Source organism: Pseudomonas putida, assembly GCF_002741075.1.
Lineage (GTDB): Bacteria > Pseudomonadota > Gammaproteobacteria > Pseudomonadales > Pseudomonadaceae > Aquipseudomonas > Aquipseudomonas putida_T.
This window is the reverse complement of record NZ_CP016634.1, coordinates 1,102,814-1,117,009: the sequence shown is the minus strand read 5'-3', so window position 1 is coordinate 1,117,009 and position 14,196 is coordinate 1,102,814. Positions and strand designations below refer to the sequence as shown.

Below are 14,196 nucleotides of genomic sequence, written 5' to 3'. Positions count from 1 at the left end.
GCGAGCGACTCCAGAACGGTTGAGGGTGGGCATGGCAATGGGCGATGACGCCCCCTTCAGGTGCGGTAGTCCGGTTCCTGTTCATCGAGGATGTCCTGCAGCGCGGCAAAATGGCGGACGGCGAAGTCCGGGTAGTCCAGCCATTGCTGGGCGGTCTTGCGCGCCACGGCGTCGCTGGCGATGCGCAGCGGGCGCCCAGTGGCAAGGGCGGTGAGGTAAAGCTCGCAGGCGCGCTCGAAGTAGTAGAGATCGTCGAAGGCCTGGGCCACGCTGGGCGCCGCCACCAGCACGCCGTGATTGCCCATGAGCAGGATCGGCTTGTCGCCCAGCTGACGGCTCACCCGCTGCGCTTCATCCCCCAGGCCCATGCCGTCGAAGCCCTCGTCGATGGCCACGCGCTCGAAGAACCGCATGGCGTTTTGCTCGATCGGCGGCAGGCGTGAATCGGCCAGACAGGCCAAGGCCGTGGCGTACTTGGAATGCACATGCAGGATGCAGCGCGCGTGCGGGTGCTGCCGGTGCAGGGCGCTGTGCAACGCCCAGGCGGTAATGTCCGGCGCCCCGGGGCGCTGCAGGGCCGATGGGTCATCGGCATCGAGCAGCAGCAGGTCACTGGCGCGGATCCTGGAAAAATGCCGCCCATAGGGATTGATCAGAAAGCGCCGGCCGTCCTCGGACACGGCCAGGCTGAAATGGTTGGCAATGGCCTCGTGCATCCCCAGACGGGCGGTCCAGCGAAACGCGCAGGCGAGTTCGACGCGGCCCTGGGCATGGGCGTCTAACAGGGCGATGGATGGGTTGTGCATGGCAGCTCCTCAGGCGTAGAGCGCGCCCCTCGGGCACGCATTCACATTCCCGAGTCTAGGGAGCGCGCCAACGAGGACTTGATGCGATGCGACCTGGCTTGTCGCGAATGAACGGCGCGACGACGTCTGTCGCATTCGGTCAAGTTAGCGCCCAGGCGCCTGGCTATGGTGCGGCCATTGCCAACGCAAACGAGGAAACGCAGCATGTCGCACCATCAGCTTTTCATTGCAGGGCAATGGCGTGAACCGCGCAGCAAGCGCTATCGGGAAATCATCAACCCCGCCGACGAAAGCCTGCTCGCCCTGGCGCCGGAAGCCAACACCGAGGATGTCGAGGCCGCGATCGATGCCGCCCGCCACGCCTTCGACCACGGCCCCTGGCCACAGCTGCCGCCGAGTGAGCGCAGCGCAGTGCTGCTGCACATCGCGGCAGCCATCGAAACCGAGGCCGCCCACCTGGCCCGCCTGGAAACCCTCAACACGGGCAAGACCCTCGGCGAAAGCGAGGCCGACCTGGCCTGCGTGGTGGCGACCTTCCGCTACTACGCAGGGCTGCTCGAAGCGCGCACCGATATCGCCCACCCCCACGCGCCCGCCCATGTCATCAGCGTCACACGCCACGAGCCGGTAGGCGTCTGCGCGCTGATCGTGCCGTGGAACTACCCGCTGCTGCAGACGGCCTGGAAACTCGCACCCGCCCTGGCCGCGGGCAACACGGTGATTCTCAAGCCCAGCGAACTGACGCCGCTCAGTGCCCTGCACCTGGCAGGCCTTTTGGACACGCTGGCGCTGCCGCGCGGAGTGTTCAACCTCGTCTGCGGCGACGGCGCCGTGGGGCATCGCCTGGCGCTCAGTGCGCGGGTGGACATGCTGTCCTTCACCGGCGGCGCCATGGCCGGCGCCAAGGTCATGCAGGCCGCCAGCGGCAACTTCAAGCGCCTGGCGCTGGAGCTCGGCGGCAAGAACCCAAACATCGTGTTTGCCGACGCCGACCTGGACGTGGCCCTGGACCAAGCGCTCAACGCCGTGTTCTTCAACGCCGGACAAGTGTGCTCGGCCGGCTCGCGCCTGTTGCTGGAGGCGAGCATCCATGACCGCTTCGTCGAGCGCTTGGCCGAACGCATCGAGGCCATCGTCCTGGGCGATGGCTTCGACAGCCGCACGCGCATGGGGCCGCTGATATCGGCGGCCCACCGGGATCGCGTGCTGTCACTGGTTCACTCGGCGCAGGGTGAAGGCGCCCGCCTGTGCGCAGGAGGGCACATCCCCGCAGAAGCGCACCTGGGCAAGGGGTTCTGGCTGCGCCCTACCCTGCTCAGCGAAGTTCAGGCCGACATGCGCATCGCCCACGAAGAAATCTTCGGCCCAGTGATCACCGTCGAGCGCTTCACCCACGAGGACCACGCCGTGCAGCTTGCCAACGATACGCCGTATGGCCTGGCGGCCGGCGTCTGGACCTGCGATCTTGGCCGTGCCAATCGTCTGGCTCGGCGGCTACGGGTCGGGACACTGTGGGTGAACGACTACAACCTGGCCTTTCCCCAGGCGCCCTGGGGCGGCGTCAAGGCCAGCGGCATTGGCCGCGAGCTGTCGGCGGCGGGCCTTGAGGAGTTCAGCGAACTCAAACATGTGCTACTCAACTGCGAGCCGCGGGCGCTGAACTGGTTCACGTGAAGGCGCCGTCAAGGCTTGCCCGCAGCGCCCTGCTGAGGCTGCTGGTCCTGCCAGCGCTTGAGGTTCTGTTCCAGCAGTTGCCTGGGCACGGAACGGTCGAGCAATTCGGTCAGTTTCTGTGCCAGTTGTGCCCGAAGCTCAGGCTGGTTGCAGGGCGATTGATGCGAGACCGTCAGGTACAGCCCCTCACTGGAAACCGGAGGGGCCAGGGCCTGGACCTGCTGGGTGATGCCCAGGGTCCGGGCCAGCGCCAGACCGGGGTAAAGCTCGTAGATGACGTAGTCGTTGCGTTTGAACAACAGCTTGCGGAACGCTTGGGCCGCGCTGGGGACCGCTTCGAGGTTCAGGTGGGCACTGGCGTAGTCGTCAAATTGCTGGCCGTAGCTGTTGTTGACCAAGGTCCCGCCGCTGCGCCCTTGCAGGTCGGCCCAGCCGGTGTAGGAAAACGGGTCGTCGTGACGCACCCAGACCACGCTGGGCGTGTTCAGGAACGGCGGCGGGATGAAATCCATGGAGACTTCGCGCAATGCGGTCCGAAAGGCACCGGCGATCAAGTCGATCCGCCCGCTCTTGACCTCCTCCTGCGCACGCGACCAGGGCCCGCCATAGACCACCTCAATCTCAAGCCCCAGTTCGGTACCAAGGCGTTTGAGCAGATCGGCGTTGGCGCCGATCAGCCGTTGCGGGTTCTGCGGGTCGCGCCACAAGTAGGGCGGGTACTCAGGGTTGCCCGTTGCCCGCAGTCGCTTGCACGGCTGCGCCGCCCAGGCAGCCGTCGGGGCTAGCAGGGAAAACGCCAGTGCCAAGGTCATCGGTCGACAAAGCTTGCGCATGGGGTGCCCTCGGTTCAGTCGTGCCAGCCTATCTCGACGATGCAAGTGTAGCGTCTATCGCAGGTCGCGAGCCCGAGGCCCCAGGTACATCCTGGGGCCCAGGGTGATCAGACCGCCCGCACCACGTGCTTCAACTCCTGGAACGAGGCCAGTCCCCAGGGGCCGAGTTCGCGCCCGATACTGCTTTGCTTGTACCCGCCCCACGCCGTCTGCGGGAAGATCACCTGCGGCGCGTTGATCCACACCATGCCAGCCTGCAGGGCGTCGGCCACGCGGTTGGCGGCATCATGGTCCTTGCTGACCACCGTCGCCACCAGACCAAAGTCGCTTTGATTGGCGAGCGCGATGGCTTCTTGCTCTGAGCTGAATCGACGGATGCAGATCACCGGGCCGAAGATTTCCTCGTTCCACACGCTGCTGTCCAGGGCGACCTCGGTGAAAACCGTCGGCGCAATGTAGAACCCACGGTCCATCCCCTCGGGCCGCCGACCGCCGCATTCGAGCCGAGCCCCAGCGGCCAGCCCACGGGCGATGTGGGTCAGTACCCGCTCATATTGCGCCCGGTTGACCAACGGGCCCATCTGCACGCCTTCGACGAAGGGGTCGCCCACGCAGATCGCCCGGGCACGGGCCTTGACCTTGTCCACGAAGGCCTCGGCCAAGTGCTCGGCCACCAGCACCCGGCTGGTCGCCGAGCACATCTGGCCTGCGTTGTAGAACCCGCCGGCGCAGGTCAGCTCCACGGCAAGCTCAAGATCGGCATCCTCGAGCACGATGAGCGAGGACTTGCCGCCAAGCTCCAGGCTCACACCCTTCACGGTCTCCGCCGCCCGCTGCATCACCTGGACCCCCACCGCATTGCTGCCAGTGAAGGAAATCTTGGCCACCTGCCGGTGGCTCGACAACGGCGCGCCCACGGCCAAGCCCGTGCCGCATACCACGTTCAGCACTCCGGTGGGCAACCCGGCGTCCAGCATGATCCGCGCCAGCGCAAGCTCCGGCAGCGGCGTGACCTCGGAGGGCTTGAGCACCACCGTGCAGCCAGCCGCCAGGGCCGGCGCCAGCTTCCAGGCGGTGGTCACCATGGGGAAGTTCCAGGGCACGATGAGCGCCACGACGCCACAGGGCTCTCGCCGCAAGCGGGCGGCGAAATCGCTGCTGGGCAGCGCAACGCCACGGTCCTGCGCCGCATCGAGATCCTGGGCCAGGTCGGCGTAGTATTCGAAGGTGGCGATCACGTCATCCACGTCGAGCCCGGCCTCGGCCAGGGGCTTGCCGCTGTTGCGCGATTGCAGCGTCATCAGCTGCTGTCTGTTCTGCCGAACGCCTTCGGCGATCCTTCTGAGCAGCGCGCCACGGAATGCGCCTGTGCTGGCCGACCACGCCGGGAAGGCCTGCGCGGCGCTTTGCACGGCAAGGTCCACGGTTTGACTGTCACCGGTGCTGACCGTGGCCAGGCGATCCTCGGTGCTGGGGTTGAAGACCTCGAGCAGCGGCCCGCCCGCCAGCCATTGGTTGCCGACCAGCACACCCGCGACGAGCTCGGATGAACATTCAGAATGGAACATCGTATTGACTCCACAAGCGTCAACGGCCCTGCAATGCCTGCAGCGCGCAGTGACGTAGCGACATGAGAAACGTTGAAGACCCAGCCTCTTGCGAGCGCTGGGTCTTCAAGCACCGCGAACGAAGGCGAGGCTCAGCGGCTGGCCTGCAGCGTCTCGATGAACTGCCGAATCCGCTGGCAAGCGTCCAGCAGGTCCTTGTCGGCGACGGTGAACGACACCCGCACAAAGCCTGCGCAGCTGGCGCCAAAGGCCTGTGCATCGAGCACCGAAACACCGGTCTCGCGGAACAGCGCCCAGGCAAAATCGACGCCCGACAAGCCCGTTTCACGAATGTCCAGCAGCATGAACATGCCCGCCTCCGGCACTTTGCCCTTGATCAACGGAACCCCGTCCAACTCGCGGGCGATCAGGTTGCGTCGACGGGTATAGACCTCACGGGCCGAGGCGACGATTTCGTCGTCCAGCTCGATGGCCTTGAGCGCCGCCTCCTGCACGAACCCCGGCAGGCCGTACAGCATGCACAGCAGCAGGTTGTCCAGATGCTGGATCAGATCCTGCGGGGCGACGATCCAACCCACCCGCCAGCCGGTCATGGCGTGGGATTTCGACAGGCTGTTGAGCACCACCGTGCGCTCGGCCATGCCGTCCATGCTGGCGATGCTGATGTGCGGTGCGCCATAGGTCAGCTGGCAGTAGACCTCGTCGGAGATCACCCACAGGTCGTGCCGACGCGCCACCTCGGCAACAGCCTCCAGCTCCTCGCGGGTATAGACGTTGCCCGTGGGGTTGTTCGGCGTGGCCAGGGCAATGCCCCGGGTATTGGGGGTCAGCGCGGCCTCGAGCGCTTCGGCGGTCAGGCGAAAGTCCTTGTCGGCAGACTGCTCGATGCACACCAGGCGCGCACCGCTGGCTTGCACACTGGCGGCGTAGGTGAGGTACATCGGCTCGGGCACCAGGACGTCGTCACCGCTTTCGAACAGGCACATGGCCACGGCATACAGGCCGTTCTGCGCACCGGCCACCAGGGCGATGTTCTCGGCGGCCACCGGCATCCCCAGCAGCTTGCGTTGCTTGGCGGCGATGGCTTCGCGCAGCTTGGCCCGACCCACCACGGGCGTGTAGTGGGTATCGCCGTCCTTGAGGGCCTGGATCGCCGCTTCGCAGATCGCATCGTCCGTCGCGAAGTCCGGATCGCCAATGCTCAGGATGATCGCGTTCTCGCCCCGCTCCTGCGCTTGGCAGGCGGCGTAGTGGATGTCCCAGGCGGCCACGCTCTCGCCGCTGATGCGTTGAACCAAAGATGAATACTTCATTGAACATTCCTTTTCTGGCGTACGAACCCACGCCATTACGTTAGTCAGTGGACTCGACGCTGCGAGGCGGTGTTGCCCATCAGTTTGAAGCTCTTTTCGATGACCAGGGCCAGGACAATGTAGGTGATTGCCACCAACAGCAGCGGCTCATAGACCCGCAGGGTCTGCGAACGCACGATGTTGGCAGCGCCCAACAGGTCAGTCACCGCAACGGTGGAGGCCAGTGCCGTGGACTTCAGCAGCATGACGCTCTCCCCCGCCAGGGTCGGACGGACCATCTGCAAGGCACGCGGCAACCAGACCCGGCGCAGGATCTGCCCACGGCGCATGCCATAGGCCCGTGCCGCTTCCAGCTCGCCCTTGGGCACCGCACGCAGGCCGCTGCGCAGCACTTCGCCCACATAGGCGCCGACGCTCAGGGTCAGGGCCAGGGCGACATACCAGAACCCTTCACGCAGGTAGGGCCACAACACGCCACCCCTGATCAGCGGGAACCCGGCCAGGACACTGCCCACCCCGTAATAGAGGATGTAGATCTGCACCAGCAGCGGCGTGCCGCGGATCACGCTGCTGAAGAACCTGGCCGCGTTGGACAGCACGAGGTTGTTCGACAAGCGCCCCAGCGCCACCGCGATGGCCAACAGGAAACCAAAGCCTGCCGAGAAGAGCAGCAACTGCACGGTCAGGCCGGCGCCCCGCACCAGTTCACTCGAAAAATTATTCAGCCATGACAAATCCATGATCGTCACCTTATACGTTCCTGGGCATCCAGCGCTCGAAGCTGGACTCGAACTTGCGGAACACCATGCTGGAGACCAAGGTGATGACGTAATAGAACACCGCGACCGCCAGGTAGAACAGCAGGTAGTGTTTGGTCGTGGCGGCAGCCTGTCGCCCGGCGGTCAACAGCTCGCTGTAGCCCACCACGCTGATGAGTGCGCTGTCCTTGACCAGCACCAGCCACAGGTTGGACAGGCCGGCGATGGCGAAAGGCAACATGCACGGCAGGATGACGCGACTCAGCAGTTTCAGCCGGGACATACCGTAGGCCCTGCCGGCCTCCACGAGCCCCGGCGGAATCGCCTCGATCGCTCCGCGAATCACCTCGCCCGAATAGGCGCCCTGGACGATCCCCAGCACCACGACCGCCGCCATGAAGCCGTTGACCTCGACACTGGGCCGGCCCATGGCAGCCATCGCCAGGTTCAGCAGGTCGGTGCCGGCGTAGTACAACAGCAGGATCAACAGCAGCTCCGGCACGGCGCGGTACAGCGTGGTGTAGCAATTGGCGCAGGCGACCAGCCAGCGCGGCCCCCTGAGCTTGGCCAGCGCGACCAGCAGGCCGATACACAGCCCCAGCGCAAAGGCCCCCAGGGAAATACCCAGGGTTTTGACCGCGCCTTGGGCCAGGGTCTGCACCCAGCCCTCGGCGAACAGCAGATTGGAGATATCAGAAATGGTCATACAAGCACCCGATCACCCGCGTCCATTGCAACTGGTCTCATTGGGAGGCTGAAGCAGTGGCCTTGAAATAGCGCGCGCCGATGGCGTCGTAGGTGCCATCTTCACGCACGGATTTCAGCGCCTTGTTCAGCTTCTCGCGCAGGGCGTCGTCGCCCTTGCGCACCGCCGCACCGATGCCCTTGCCGAACAGCGGGTCGGCCGGGGCGACGCCCTTGCTTTCGAGCATCGCGTTGTCGGGCAGCGCCAGCATCGGCTCCACCGAGATCTTGTCGGCGAGCATGATGTCGATCCGGCCACTGCGCAGGTCAGCCAGCAGATCGTCCTGGTCGTTGTAGTAACGGATGGTCGAGGTCTTGCCGAAGTACTGCTTCACGTAGGCCGAGTGGCTGGTCGAACCCTGGACGCCGATGGTCTTGCCTTCGAGCCCTTCAGGCGTTGGCGTCAGCGCCAGGGCCGCATCACCGACCCACAATGCCGGGGTCTCGATGTAGGGCTCGGTGAAGTCGACGACCTGCTCGCGCTCAGGGGTGATGGACAACGAGTTCATGATGACGTCGACCTGCTTGGAGCGCAGCGCCGGGATCAAGCCGTCCCAGGCCAGCTCCTTGAGCGTGCAGTCGGCCTGCATGCGCTTGCACACCTCAGTGATCAGCTCAGGCTCGAAACCACTCCAGACGCCGCTGCTGTCCTTATAGGAAAACGGCGGATAGGGTTCCTGGGCAATCGCGAACACCACTTTGTCGTCGGCATGGGCGACATTGATCGCGCCGGCCAGGATGAATGTCTGCACGAAAGCAACGAGGGTCTTTTTCATTGAACAGTCCTTTTGCAACTATTGTTTGGTTTTGGCAGCGGACATACCGAGGGCTGCGCGCCCCCGGCGGATGAAATGCGTGTGTTTTCAGCGGTTATGTTGCGCCATGACGAACTGTCGGCAACGCTCGCTGTTCGGGTTCAGCATCACCTGCTGGGGCGGGCCCTGTTCTTCGATCTGGCCTTGGTGCAGATACACGACCTGGCTGGAGACATCCCGGGCGAACGCCATCTCATGGGTCACGAGAATCATCGTGCGCCCTTCCTCGGCGATGCCACGGATCACCTTAAGGACCTCCCCGACCAGTTCCGGGTCCAGCGCCGAGGTGGGCTCGTCGAACAGCATCACCTTCGGACGCACCGCCAGTGCACGGGCGATGGCGACCCGCTGCTGCTGGCCGCCGGACAGGAACGAGGGGTAGTCATGGCGCTTGTGCGCAAGCCCGACCTTCTCCAGCAGTTGCTCGGCATGCTCGATCGCATCCTGGCGCTTTTCACCCAGCACATGGACCGGCGCTTCGATCACGTTTTCCAGGACCGTGCGATGGGGCCACAGATTGAAATTCTGGAAGACCATGCTCAGGGTGGCGCGAAGCCGCTCGACCTGGCGCAGGTCGGCAATCTCCTGCACGCCACTGCGCCCTTGCTTGAACTTGACCTCTTCGCCATTCACGCGAAGCGTGCCGGCGTTGGGGATCTCCAGCAGGTTGATGCAGCGCAGCAGTGTACTTTTGCCTGAACCACTGGAGCCGATCAGGGACACCACGTCCCCCTCATGGGCGCGCAGGGAGATCCCTTTCAGGACATGATGATCGCCATAGCTCTTGTGCAGGTCATCGATGGCGACGACGGGGGTGGACTGCAGGCTTGGCAGCCCTTTTTCGTGGATCATTCTTGGATGTCCCATTGTTGTTGATCAACCCAACCGAGTAGCGGCCGCCGCGTCACGCGGCGGGGTCACGCAGTGTGCTCAGGTGGGCAGGAAGTCCGAGGCGTTCAGTTCGATGAAGTGCGGCGCGCGGGTGTCCAGGCCTTGCAGCAGGTCACGTAGGCCAGCCAGGCTGGTGGCGGTGTGATGCTGGACATGGCAAGAGCGCGCGAAGGCGGCGAAGTCCGGCGTCAGGATGTCCACGCCCAAGGGCGGGATCTCACGCGCGGTCATGTAGTCGCGAATCTCGCCATAACACTGGTTGTTCCACAGCACCAGGATGACCCCGATGCCATGCTCCCGGGCCGCGATGAGTTCAGCGCTCGAGAACTGCATGCCACCATCGCCCACCAGGGCCACGACCGCGCGCTCCGGCAACGCGACCTTGGCCCCGATGGCCGCCGGCAAGCCGTATCCCAGCGTGCCGTAACCGGTTCCGGCGTTGAACCAGGTGCAAGGCGCAGGGGCGCGATAGCCCAGGGCGCCTTGGTACACCGGTTGCGTCGAGTCGCCGACCAGGATCGGCGCAGGCAGGCTGTCACGCAGCGTATCCAGCACTGCTTGCATCGCCTGCTGTTTGCCGGTCCAACCGGCCCGCTCGGCGGCATTGACCTGCGCCACGCTCACCGACGCCCAGTCGCTGTCAGGGGTTGTGCCTGGCAGGGCCGCGTTCAGGGCTTGCAGCCCAAGCTGTGCGTCGCCGAGCAGGCCGATGGCCGCGCGTTGCACGCCCAAGATCTGCATCGGGTCAATGTCCAGGCGAATGACCGGCACATCCAGGGCCAAGGGCCCCAGGCCGAAGAAGTCGTAGTCCGTCTCACCCAGCTCGGTCCCCACCGCCAGCACCACGTCTGCCTGGGCAAAGAGCGCACGGCCATGGGCGCTGGACTGGACGCCGTCCAGCAGCAAGGGATGGGTCGGCGGCAGCAGCCCACGTGCATTGGTGGTCAGGGCAACCGGGGCCTGAAGGCGCTCGGCCAGGGTGCGCAGAGCGTCACTGGCACCTCGCGCGCCGCCGCCGGCAAGGATCAGCGGACGCCGGGCCTTGCCCAGCAGGGCCGCCGCTTGCTCGATGGCCGAAGCGGCAGGCGCACTGGCCGAAGGCAGGGCACGTGGGCGCAGGTCCAGGCCGTCGGCCGGCATCTCGAGCACATCCAGCGGGATTTCGATATGAACCGGACGCGGGCGAGCGCAACCGAACAGGGCGAAGGCCCGGGCAATCACTTCGGGCAACTCCTGGGGGCGCTGCAGGGTATGGCTGAAGGCACACACCCCGGCAATCATCGCCCGCTGGTCGGGCAATTCGTGCAGGTAACCGTGACCCAGGCGCTGGTGCTCGCGCCGGCTGGTGGTGGAGATCACCAGCATCGGCACCGAATCGGCATAGGCCTGGCCCATGGCGGTGAGAATGTTGGTCATGCCGGGCCCTGTGATGATAAAGCACACACCCGGTTTGCCGCTGGCTCGGGCATATCCATCCGCCATGAAGCCTGCACCCTGCTCGTGGCGGGGGCTGACGTGGCGAAGGTGGCTACCGTCCAATCCGCGATACAACTCAACAGTGTGCACGCCCGGAATACCGAACACGGTGTCCACACCATAACCTTCAAGCAGTTTGACGAGCGCCTGAGCACAACTGGTCATTGGGTCTTCTCCTGTTATTTTTACTCGACCGCCGAGGCATTTTTCAGGAGATGCAGGGCAACCACAATCGAATTAAATTTGGCCCATTGTTGATATCTGCTCACCATTCGCCGGTATACCAAAAGCGCCTGAAAAGGCGATTCCCCCGAGCGGCCGAGGTCGCCAGAAACCAATCAAGTCGTGAAATGACCTAACAGGCCGAAACCGCTCAAGCCAGAGCGGTCGCCAAGGGTCAGAAAGGTAGGATTCACCAGGCCTGTGTGTTCGCTGCGCAGAGGCCTTGGCGGGGAAGAAGATGGCGCAGGTGCCGTGAAAGCACGGCAACTACGCCAAGAAGGGGAACGCGAAGGACGGGGTCGGGATTGCCCCTGAGGTGAATGAAGCGCGTCATGTGCCCTGACGCGCTATTGGCGATTCTGCCTAGACCCTACAGGCCTGGAAGCTCACCTCGAGCGCCTGACGGGCCAGGGTGCCCCGCTTGCCGATGCACACCAGTTGAGTGTGCGGCGTGTCATCGCCCCAGGCGCGGTCGGGCAGGATCTCGCAGCGGCTGCCGACCAGGTGCATGATGAAACGCGTGCCCGGCACCTCGGCGATGTGCACAGTGCCCTTGGCCCGGTAGATCGACGTCGGCAACTGGGCCAAGGTCGAGCGCAGGGTATCGAGCGCCATCGGCCGGTCGCTGGCAAAACTCCAGGACTCGAACACGCGGGCGTGATCCGCCTCCTCTCGGTCCAGGCTCAGCGGTGATGCCGGTTTCACCTGGGTAAAGGGCGCAAGCGGGTTGCCCCGCCCTATCCCCAGGATCAGTTCCAGCGCAACGTCGCCATACTGGCATTCGAGAATCCGCGCCCGGGGGTACAGCCAACGGCGCTTGAGCGCCTCGATCTGGTCGGGCTCGACCCGGTCCACCTTGTTCAGCACGATGATGTCCGCTACATCCAGCTGGTCCATGGCCAGTTGCGCCATTTCGCCTTCGAGCTGCTCGAATTGCTCGGTGTCCACTACGGTGATGATGCTGTCGATCGCCAGCGCCTCGCGAAACTGCGGGTACTTCAGCGTGCGGGCGATCTTGCCTGGGCTCGACACTCCGCTCGCCTCGATCAGGATGTACTCCGGCCGATTCTGCCGGTCGCTCAGCAAGCGACTCAGTTGCTCGATCAAGTCGCTTTCGACCGTGCAGCAGATGCAGCCATTGGCCAGGCTGACCGTGGTCTGGGTCTGGCTGACGATCAAGTCGCTATCGATGTTGATCGCACCGAAGTCATTGACCATCACCGCCATGCGCAAGCCGTGATCGCTGCTGAGGATCTTGTTGAGCAAGGTGGTTTTCCCGGAGCCGAGAAACCCCGACACCAGCGTGACCGGAATGGGAGACTGCGTGTTCATGAAAAACGGCCCGCCTTTAGAAGTTGGGGAGTTCGCGGCGCCAGGTGGCCGCATGGGCACTGGCGTCAAACTCGCCGTTGCGGTCCCAGGTGACTTCACCTTCGAGCACGGTGATCTGCACTTGGGTGTTGTGGATGTTGCCCTTGGGCTCGACTTCGAACAGGTTGCGATCGAGCACGATCATGTCGGCGGACTTGCCTGTCTCGATGGACCCGGCCTTGTCTTCGATGCCCATGCACCAGGCGCCATTGATGGTCATCACGCGGATCGCCTGTTCCAGCGTGATGGGCGCGCCGTAGAAGCTGCCCTGCTCCTCGCCGAACGGGTTCTGCCGGGTGACCATCGCTTCGAAACCGATCCAGGGGTTGATGCTCGAGACCGGCCAGTCGGTGCCCATTACCGCAACGCCGCCGTGGTCGAACACACCTTTGAAGTTGTAGGCCCGCTGCATGCGGTCCTCGCCGAACACCGCACGGGCATTGGCGAACGACGACGGGAACCAACCCACCGGCGAGAACTCGGCCGTGACGTTGAGCGCGGCGAAGCGCGGCAGGTTGCCGTCGAGCAACGTGGTGCTGTGGGCGCACTGGTGGCGCACGCCATCCGGGCCGTTCTTGCGACGCGCCGTGGCCACGGCATCGAGGAACAGGTCGGACGCGCCGTCGCCGGTGCAGTGGGCGATGACGCGGATCCCGCGGCGGTCCATGTCCACCACCATGTCGGTGATGTGCTCGGGGGTCAGGTTCAGGTGGCCGCGCCAACGCTCCTCGCCCGGCCATGCGGTGGACAGGTAGGAGGAGCGCGATTCATGGGTGCCGTCGAAGTGGAACTTGACCGCGTTGGCGTTGAGCCGCGCGCTGCGATAGAAGTGACGCTCCCCGGCCAGCAGTTCCCAACGGCGCTTGACCGGGAAGATATCGTCCTGCCAGCTGATCGCGGCCTCCACACGCACCGACAGCTCGCCGGCCTGGTCGATCGCCTTGAGAGCATTCAAGCGGTGCTCGCACACATGCACATACTTGGTGCCGACCACACCATGACCGCTCTGGAACCACACGCCCTCACGGTAGGCCCGCTTCAACGCGTGCTGTGGCGTAGGGGGCATGGCGGCGTGCATCAGGGCATAGGCGCCGTCAACCAGGATGCCGGTCGGCTCGCCGGTGACGCTGTCGCGCTCGATGTAGCCGTGCCGAGGGTCGACAGTGTCGGCGTCGATGCCGGCGATTTCCAGGGCCCGGGAGTTGACCATCATGCAGCCCCAGGAGCGATCGAGGATGGCCACCGGGCGATCCGGCAGCACGCTGTCCAGCCATTGACGCGACGGCACCAGCCCGGCCTGCTTGAAGGTGTAACGCACGAAGTACTGCCCATACACCCAGCCATCGCCTGGGTGCTCGGCGGCGTAGTCGAGGATGGCCTGGCGCACCTGTTCCGGGGTCGGGTCGCTGACGCCGACCTCCAGGTAACCGGAGTAGCCGGGCGCAAGCTTCAGGTCTGGGTGGGTGTGCATGTCATAGATGCCGGGCATAGCGAAACGGCCATCGAGATCGACCACCTGCGTGCGAGGCCCGATGAACTCGGCAACGTCGTCGTTTGCGCCCACCGCGACGAAACTACCATTTCGAATGGCCACGGCCTCAGCCCAGGGCTCGGCTTCATTGACGGTGTAGATACGGCCATTGAGGAACACCAGGTCGGCGGCGCCACGGGGGCCAGGCACATGGCTGGAGCGGTAGTCGGTCATCGCACTCATTGCAGGTAATA

At 64.8% G+C, this 14,196-nt stretch carries 12 protein-coding genes; 1 reads left to right on the top strand and 11 read right to left on the bottom strand.

Translation table 11 applies throughout. From position 1 onward, the window contains the following. Positions 1 to 56 precede the first annotated feature (56 nt). Complete coding sequence (locus tag IEC33019_RS05605; RefSeq protein ID WP_070091516.1) at positions 57 to 806, bottom strand: class II aldolase and adducin N-terminal domain-containing protein; 750 nt, start codon at positions 804 to 806, stop codon at positions 57 to 59. 204 nt (positions 807 to 1,010) lie between these two features. Here IEC33019_RS05605 and IEC33019_RS05600 point away from each other — a divergent pair, with 204 nt between their 5' ends. Continuing rightward, positions 1,011 to 2,480 carry an aldehyde dehydrogenase family protein gene (locus IEC33019_RS05600; protein WP_070091517.1) on the top strand — a complete coding sequence of 490 codons (1,470 nt, stop codon included), beginning with the start codon at positions 1,011 to 1,013 and terminating at the stop codon, positions 2,478 to 2,480. A gap of 8 nt (positions 2,481 to 2,488) precedes the next feature. On the opposite strand, the gene IEC33019_RS05595 is transcribed toward IEC33019_RS05600, so the two are convergent. From IEC33019_RS05595 to IEC33019_RS05550, 10 genes are all read right to left on the bottom strand, one after another. Then, positions 2,489 to 3,313 (bottom strand): substrate-binding periplasmic protein, encoded by an 825-nt coding sequence (locus IEC33019_RS05595; RefSeq protein WP_070091518.1) that lies wholly within the window; start codon positions 3,311 to 3,313, stop codon positions 2,489 to 2,491. A gap of 107 nt (positions 3,314 to 3,420) precedes the next feature. Continuing rightward, a complete protein-coding gene (locus tag IEC33019_RS05590) occupies positions 3,421 to 4,881 on the bottom strand; it encodes an aldehyde dehydrogenase family protein (RefSeq protein ID WP_070091519.1) in 1,461 nt (486 codons plus the stop codon). A gap of 131 nt (positions 4,882 to 5,012) precedes the next feature. Continuing rightward, positions 5,013 to 6,194, bottom strand: a complete 1,182-nt coding sequence (locus IEC33019_RS05585) for a pyridoxal phosphate-dependent aminotransferase (RefSeq protein WP_070091520.1) — start codon at positions 6,192 to 6,194, stop codon at positions 5,013 to 5,015. Positions 6,195 to 6,238: 44 nt separating this feature from the next. Next, complete coding sequence (locus IEC33019_RS05580) at positions 6,239 to 6,934, bottom strand: ABC transporter permease (RefSeq protein WP_070091619.1); 696 nt, start codon at positions 6,932 to 6,934, stop codon at positions 6,239 to 6,241. A 10-nt stretch (positions 6,935 to 6,944) separates the two neighbouring features. Continuing rightward, complete coding sequence (locus IEC33019_RS05575) at positions 6,945 to 7,658, bottom strand: ABC transporter permease (RefSeq protein ID WP_070091521.1); 714 nt, start codon at positions 7,656 to 7,658, stop codon at positions 6,945 to 6,947. Between the two features lie 37 nt (positions 7,659 to 7,695). Then, positions 7,696 to 8,472: a transporter substrate-binding domain-containing protein gene (locus IEC33019_RS05570; protein WP_070091522.1), complete on the bottom strand. Its 777-nt coding sequence runs from the start codon at positions 8,470 to 8,472 to the stop codon at positions 7,696 to 7,698. Between the two features lie 87 nt (positions 8,473 to 8,559). Further along, positions 8,560 to 9,363, bottom strand: coding sequence for an ABC transporter ATP-binding protein (locus IEC33019_RS05565; RefSeq protein WP_070091523.1), 804 nt, complete (start codon positions 9,361 to 9,363; stop codon positions 8,560 to 8,562). 78 nt (positions 9,364 to 9,441) lie between these two features. After that, on the bottom strand, positions 9,442 to 11,043 hold the full coding sequence (locus IEC33019_RS05560) for a 5-guanidino-2-oxopentanoate decarboxylase (RefSeq protein ID WP_070091524.1): 1,602 nt from the start codon (positions 11,041 to 11,043) through the stop codon (positions 9,442 to 9,444). Between the two features lie 420 nt (positions 11,044 to 11,463). Next, a complete protein-coding gene (locus IEC33019_RS05555; RefSeq protein ID WP_070091525.1) occupies positions 11,464 to 12,432 on the bottom strand; it encodes a CobW family GTP-binding protein in 969 nt (322 codons plus the stop codon). A gap of 16 nt (positions 12,433 to 12,448) precedes the next feature. Next, positions 12,449 to 14,185, bottom strand: coding sequence for an amidohydrolase (locus tag IEC33019_RS05550; protein WP_070091526.1), 1,737 nt, complete (start codon positions 14,183 to 14,185; stop codon positions 12,449 to 12,451). Between the last annotated feature and the right edge of the window lie 11 nt (positions 14,186 to 14,196).

Bases quoted from the DNA above. Each gene is read 5' to 3' on its own strand.
- IEC33019_RS05605 (WP_070091516.1), bottom strand. From the start codon at position 806: ATGCACAACCCATCCATCGCCCTGTTAGACGCCCATGCCCAGGGCCGC.
- IEC33019_RS05600 (WP_070091517.1), top strand. From the start codon at position 1,011: ATGTCGCACCATCAGCTTTTCATTGCAGGGCAATGGCGTGAACCGCGC.
- IEC33019_RS05595 (WP_070091518.1), bottom strand. From the start codon at position 3,313: ATGCGCAAGCTTTGTCGACCGATGACCTTGGCACTGGCGTTTTCCCTG.
- IEC33019_RS05590 (WP_070091519.1), bottom strand. From the start codon at position 4,881: ATGTTCCATTCTGAATGTTCATCCGAGCTCGTCGCGGGTGTGCTGGTC.
- IEC33019_RS05585 (WP_070091520.1), bottom strand. From the start codon at position 6,194: ATGAAGTATTCATCTTTGGTTCAACGCATCAGCGGCGAGAGCGTGGCC.
- IEC33019_RS05580 (WP_070091619.1), bottom strand. From the start codon at position 6,934: ATGGATTTGTCATGGCTGAATAATTTTTCGAGTGAACTGGTGCGGGGC.
- IEC33019_RS05575 (WP_070091521.1), bottom strand. From the start codon at position 7,658: ATGACCATTTCTGATATCTCCAATCTGCTGTTCGCCGAGGGCTGGGTG.
- IEC33019_RS05570 (WP_070091522.1), bottom strand. From the start codon at position 8,472: ATGAAAAAGACCCTCGTTGCTTTCGTGCAGACATTCATCCTGGCCGGC.
- IEC33019_RS05565 (WP_070091523.1), bottom strand. From the start codon at position 9,363: ATGATCCACGAAAAAGGGCTGCCAAGCCTGCAGTCCACCCCCGTCGTC.
- IEC33019_RS05560 (WP_070091524.1), bottom strand. From the start codon at position 11,043: ATGACCAGTTGTGCTCAGGCGCTCGTCAAACTGCTTGAAGGTTATGGT.
- IEC33019_RS05555 (WP_070091525.1), bottom strand. From the start codon at position 12,432: ATGAACACGCAGTCTCCCATTCCGGTCACGCTGGTGTCGGGGTTTCTC.
- IEC33019_RS05550 (WP_070091526.1), bottom strand. From the start codon at position 14,185: ATGAGTGCGATGACCGACTACCGCTCCAGCCATGTGCCTGGCCCCCGT.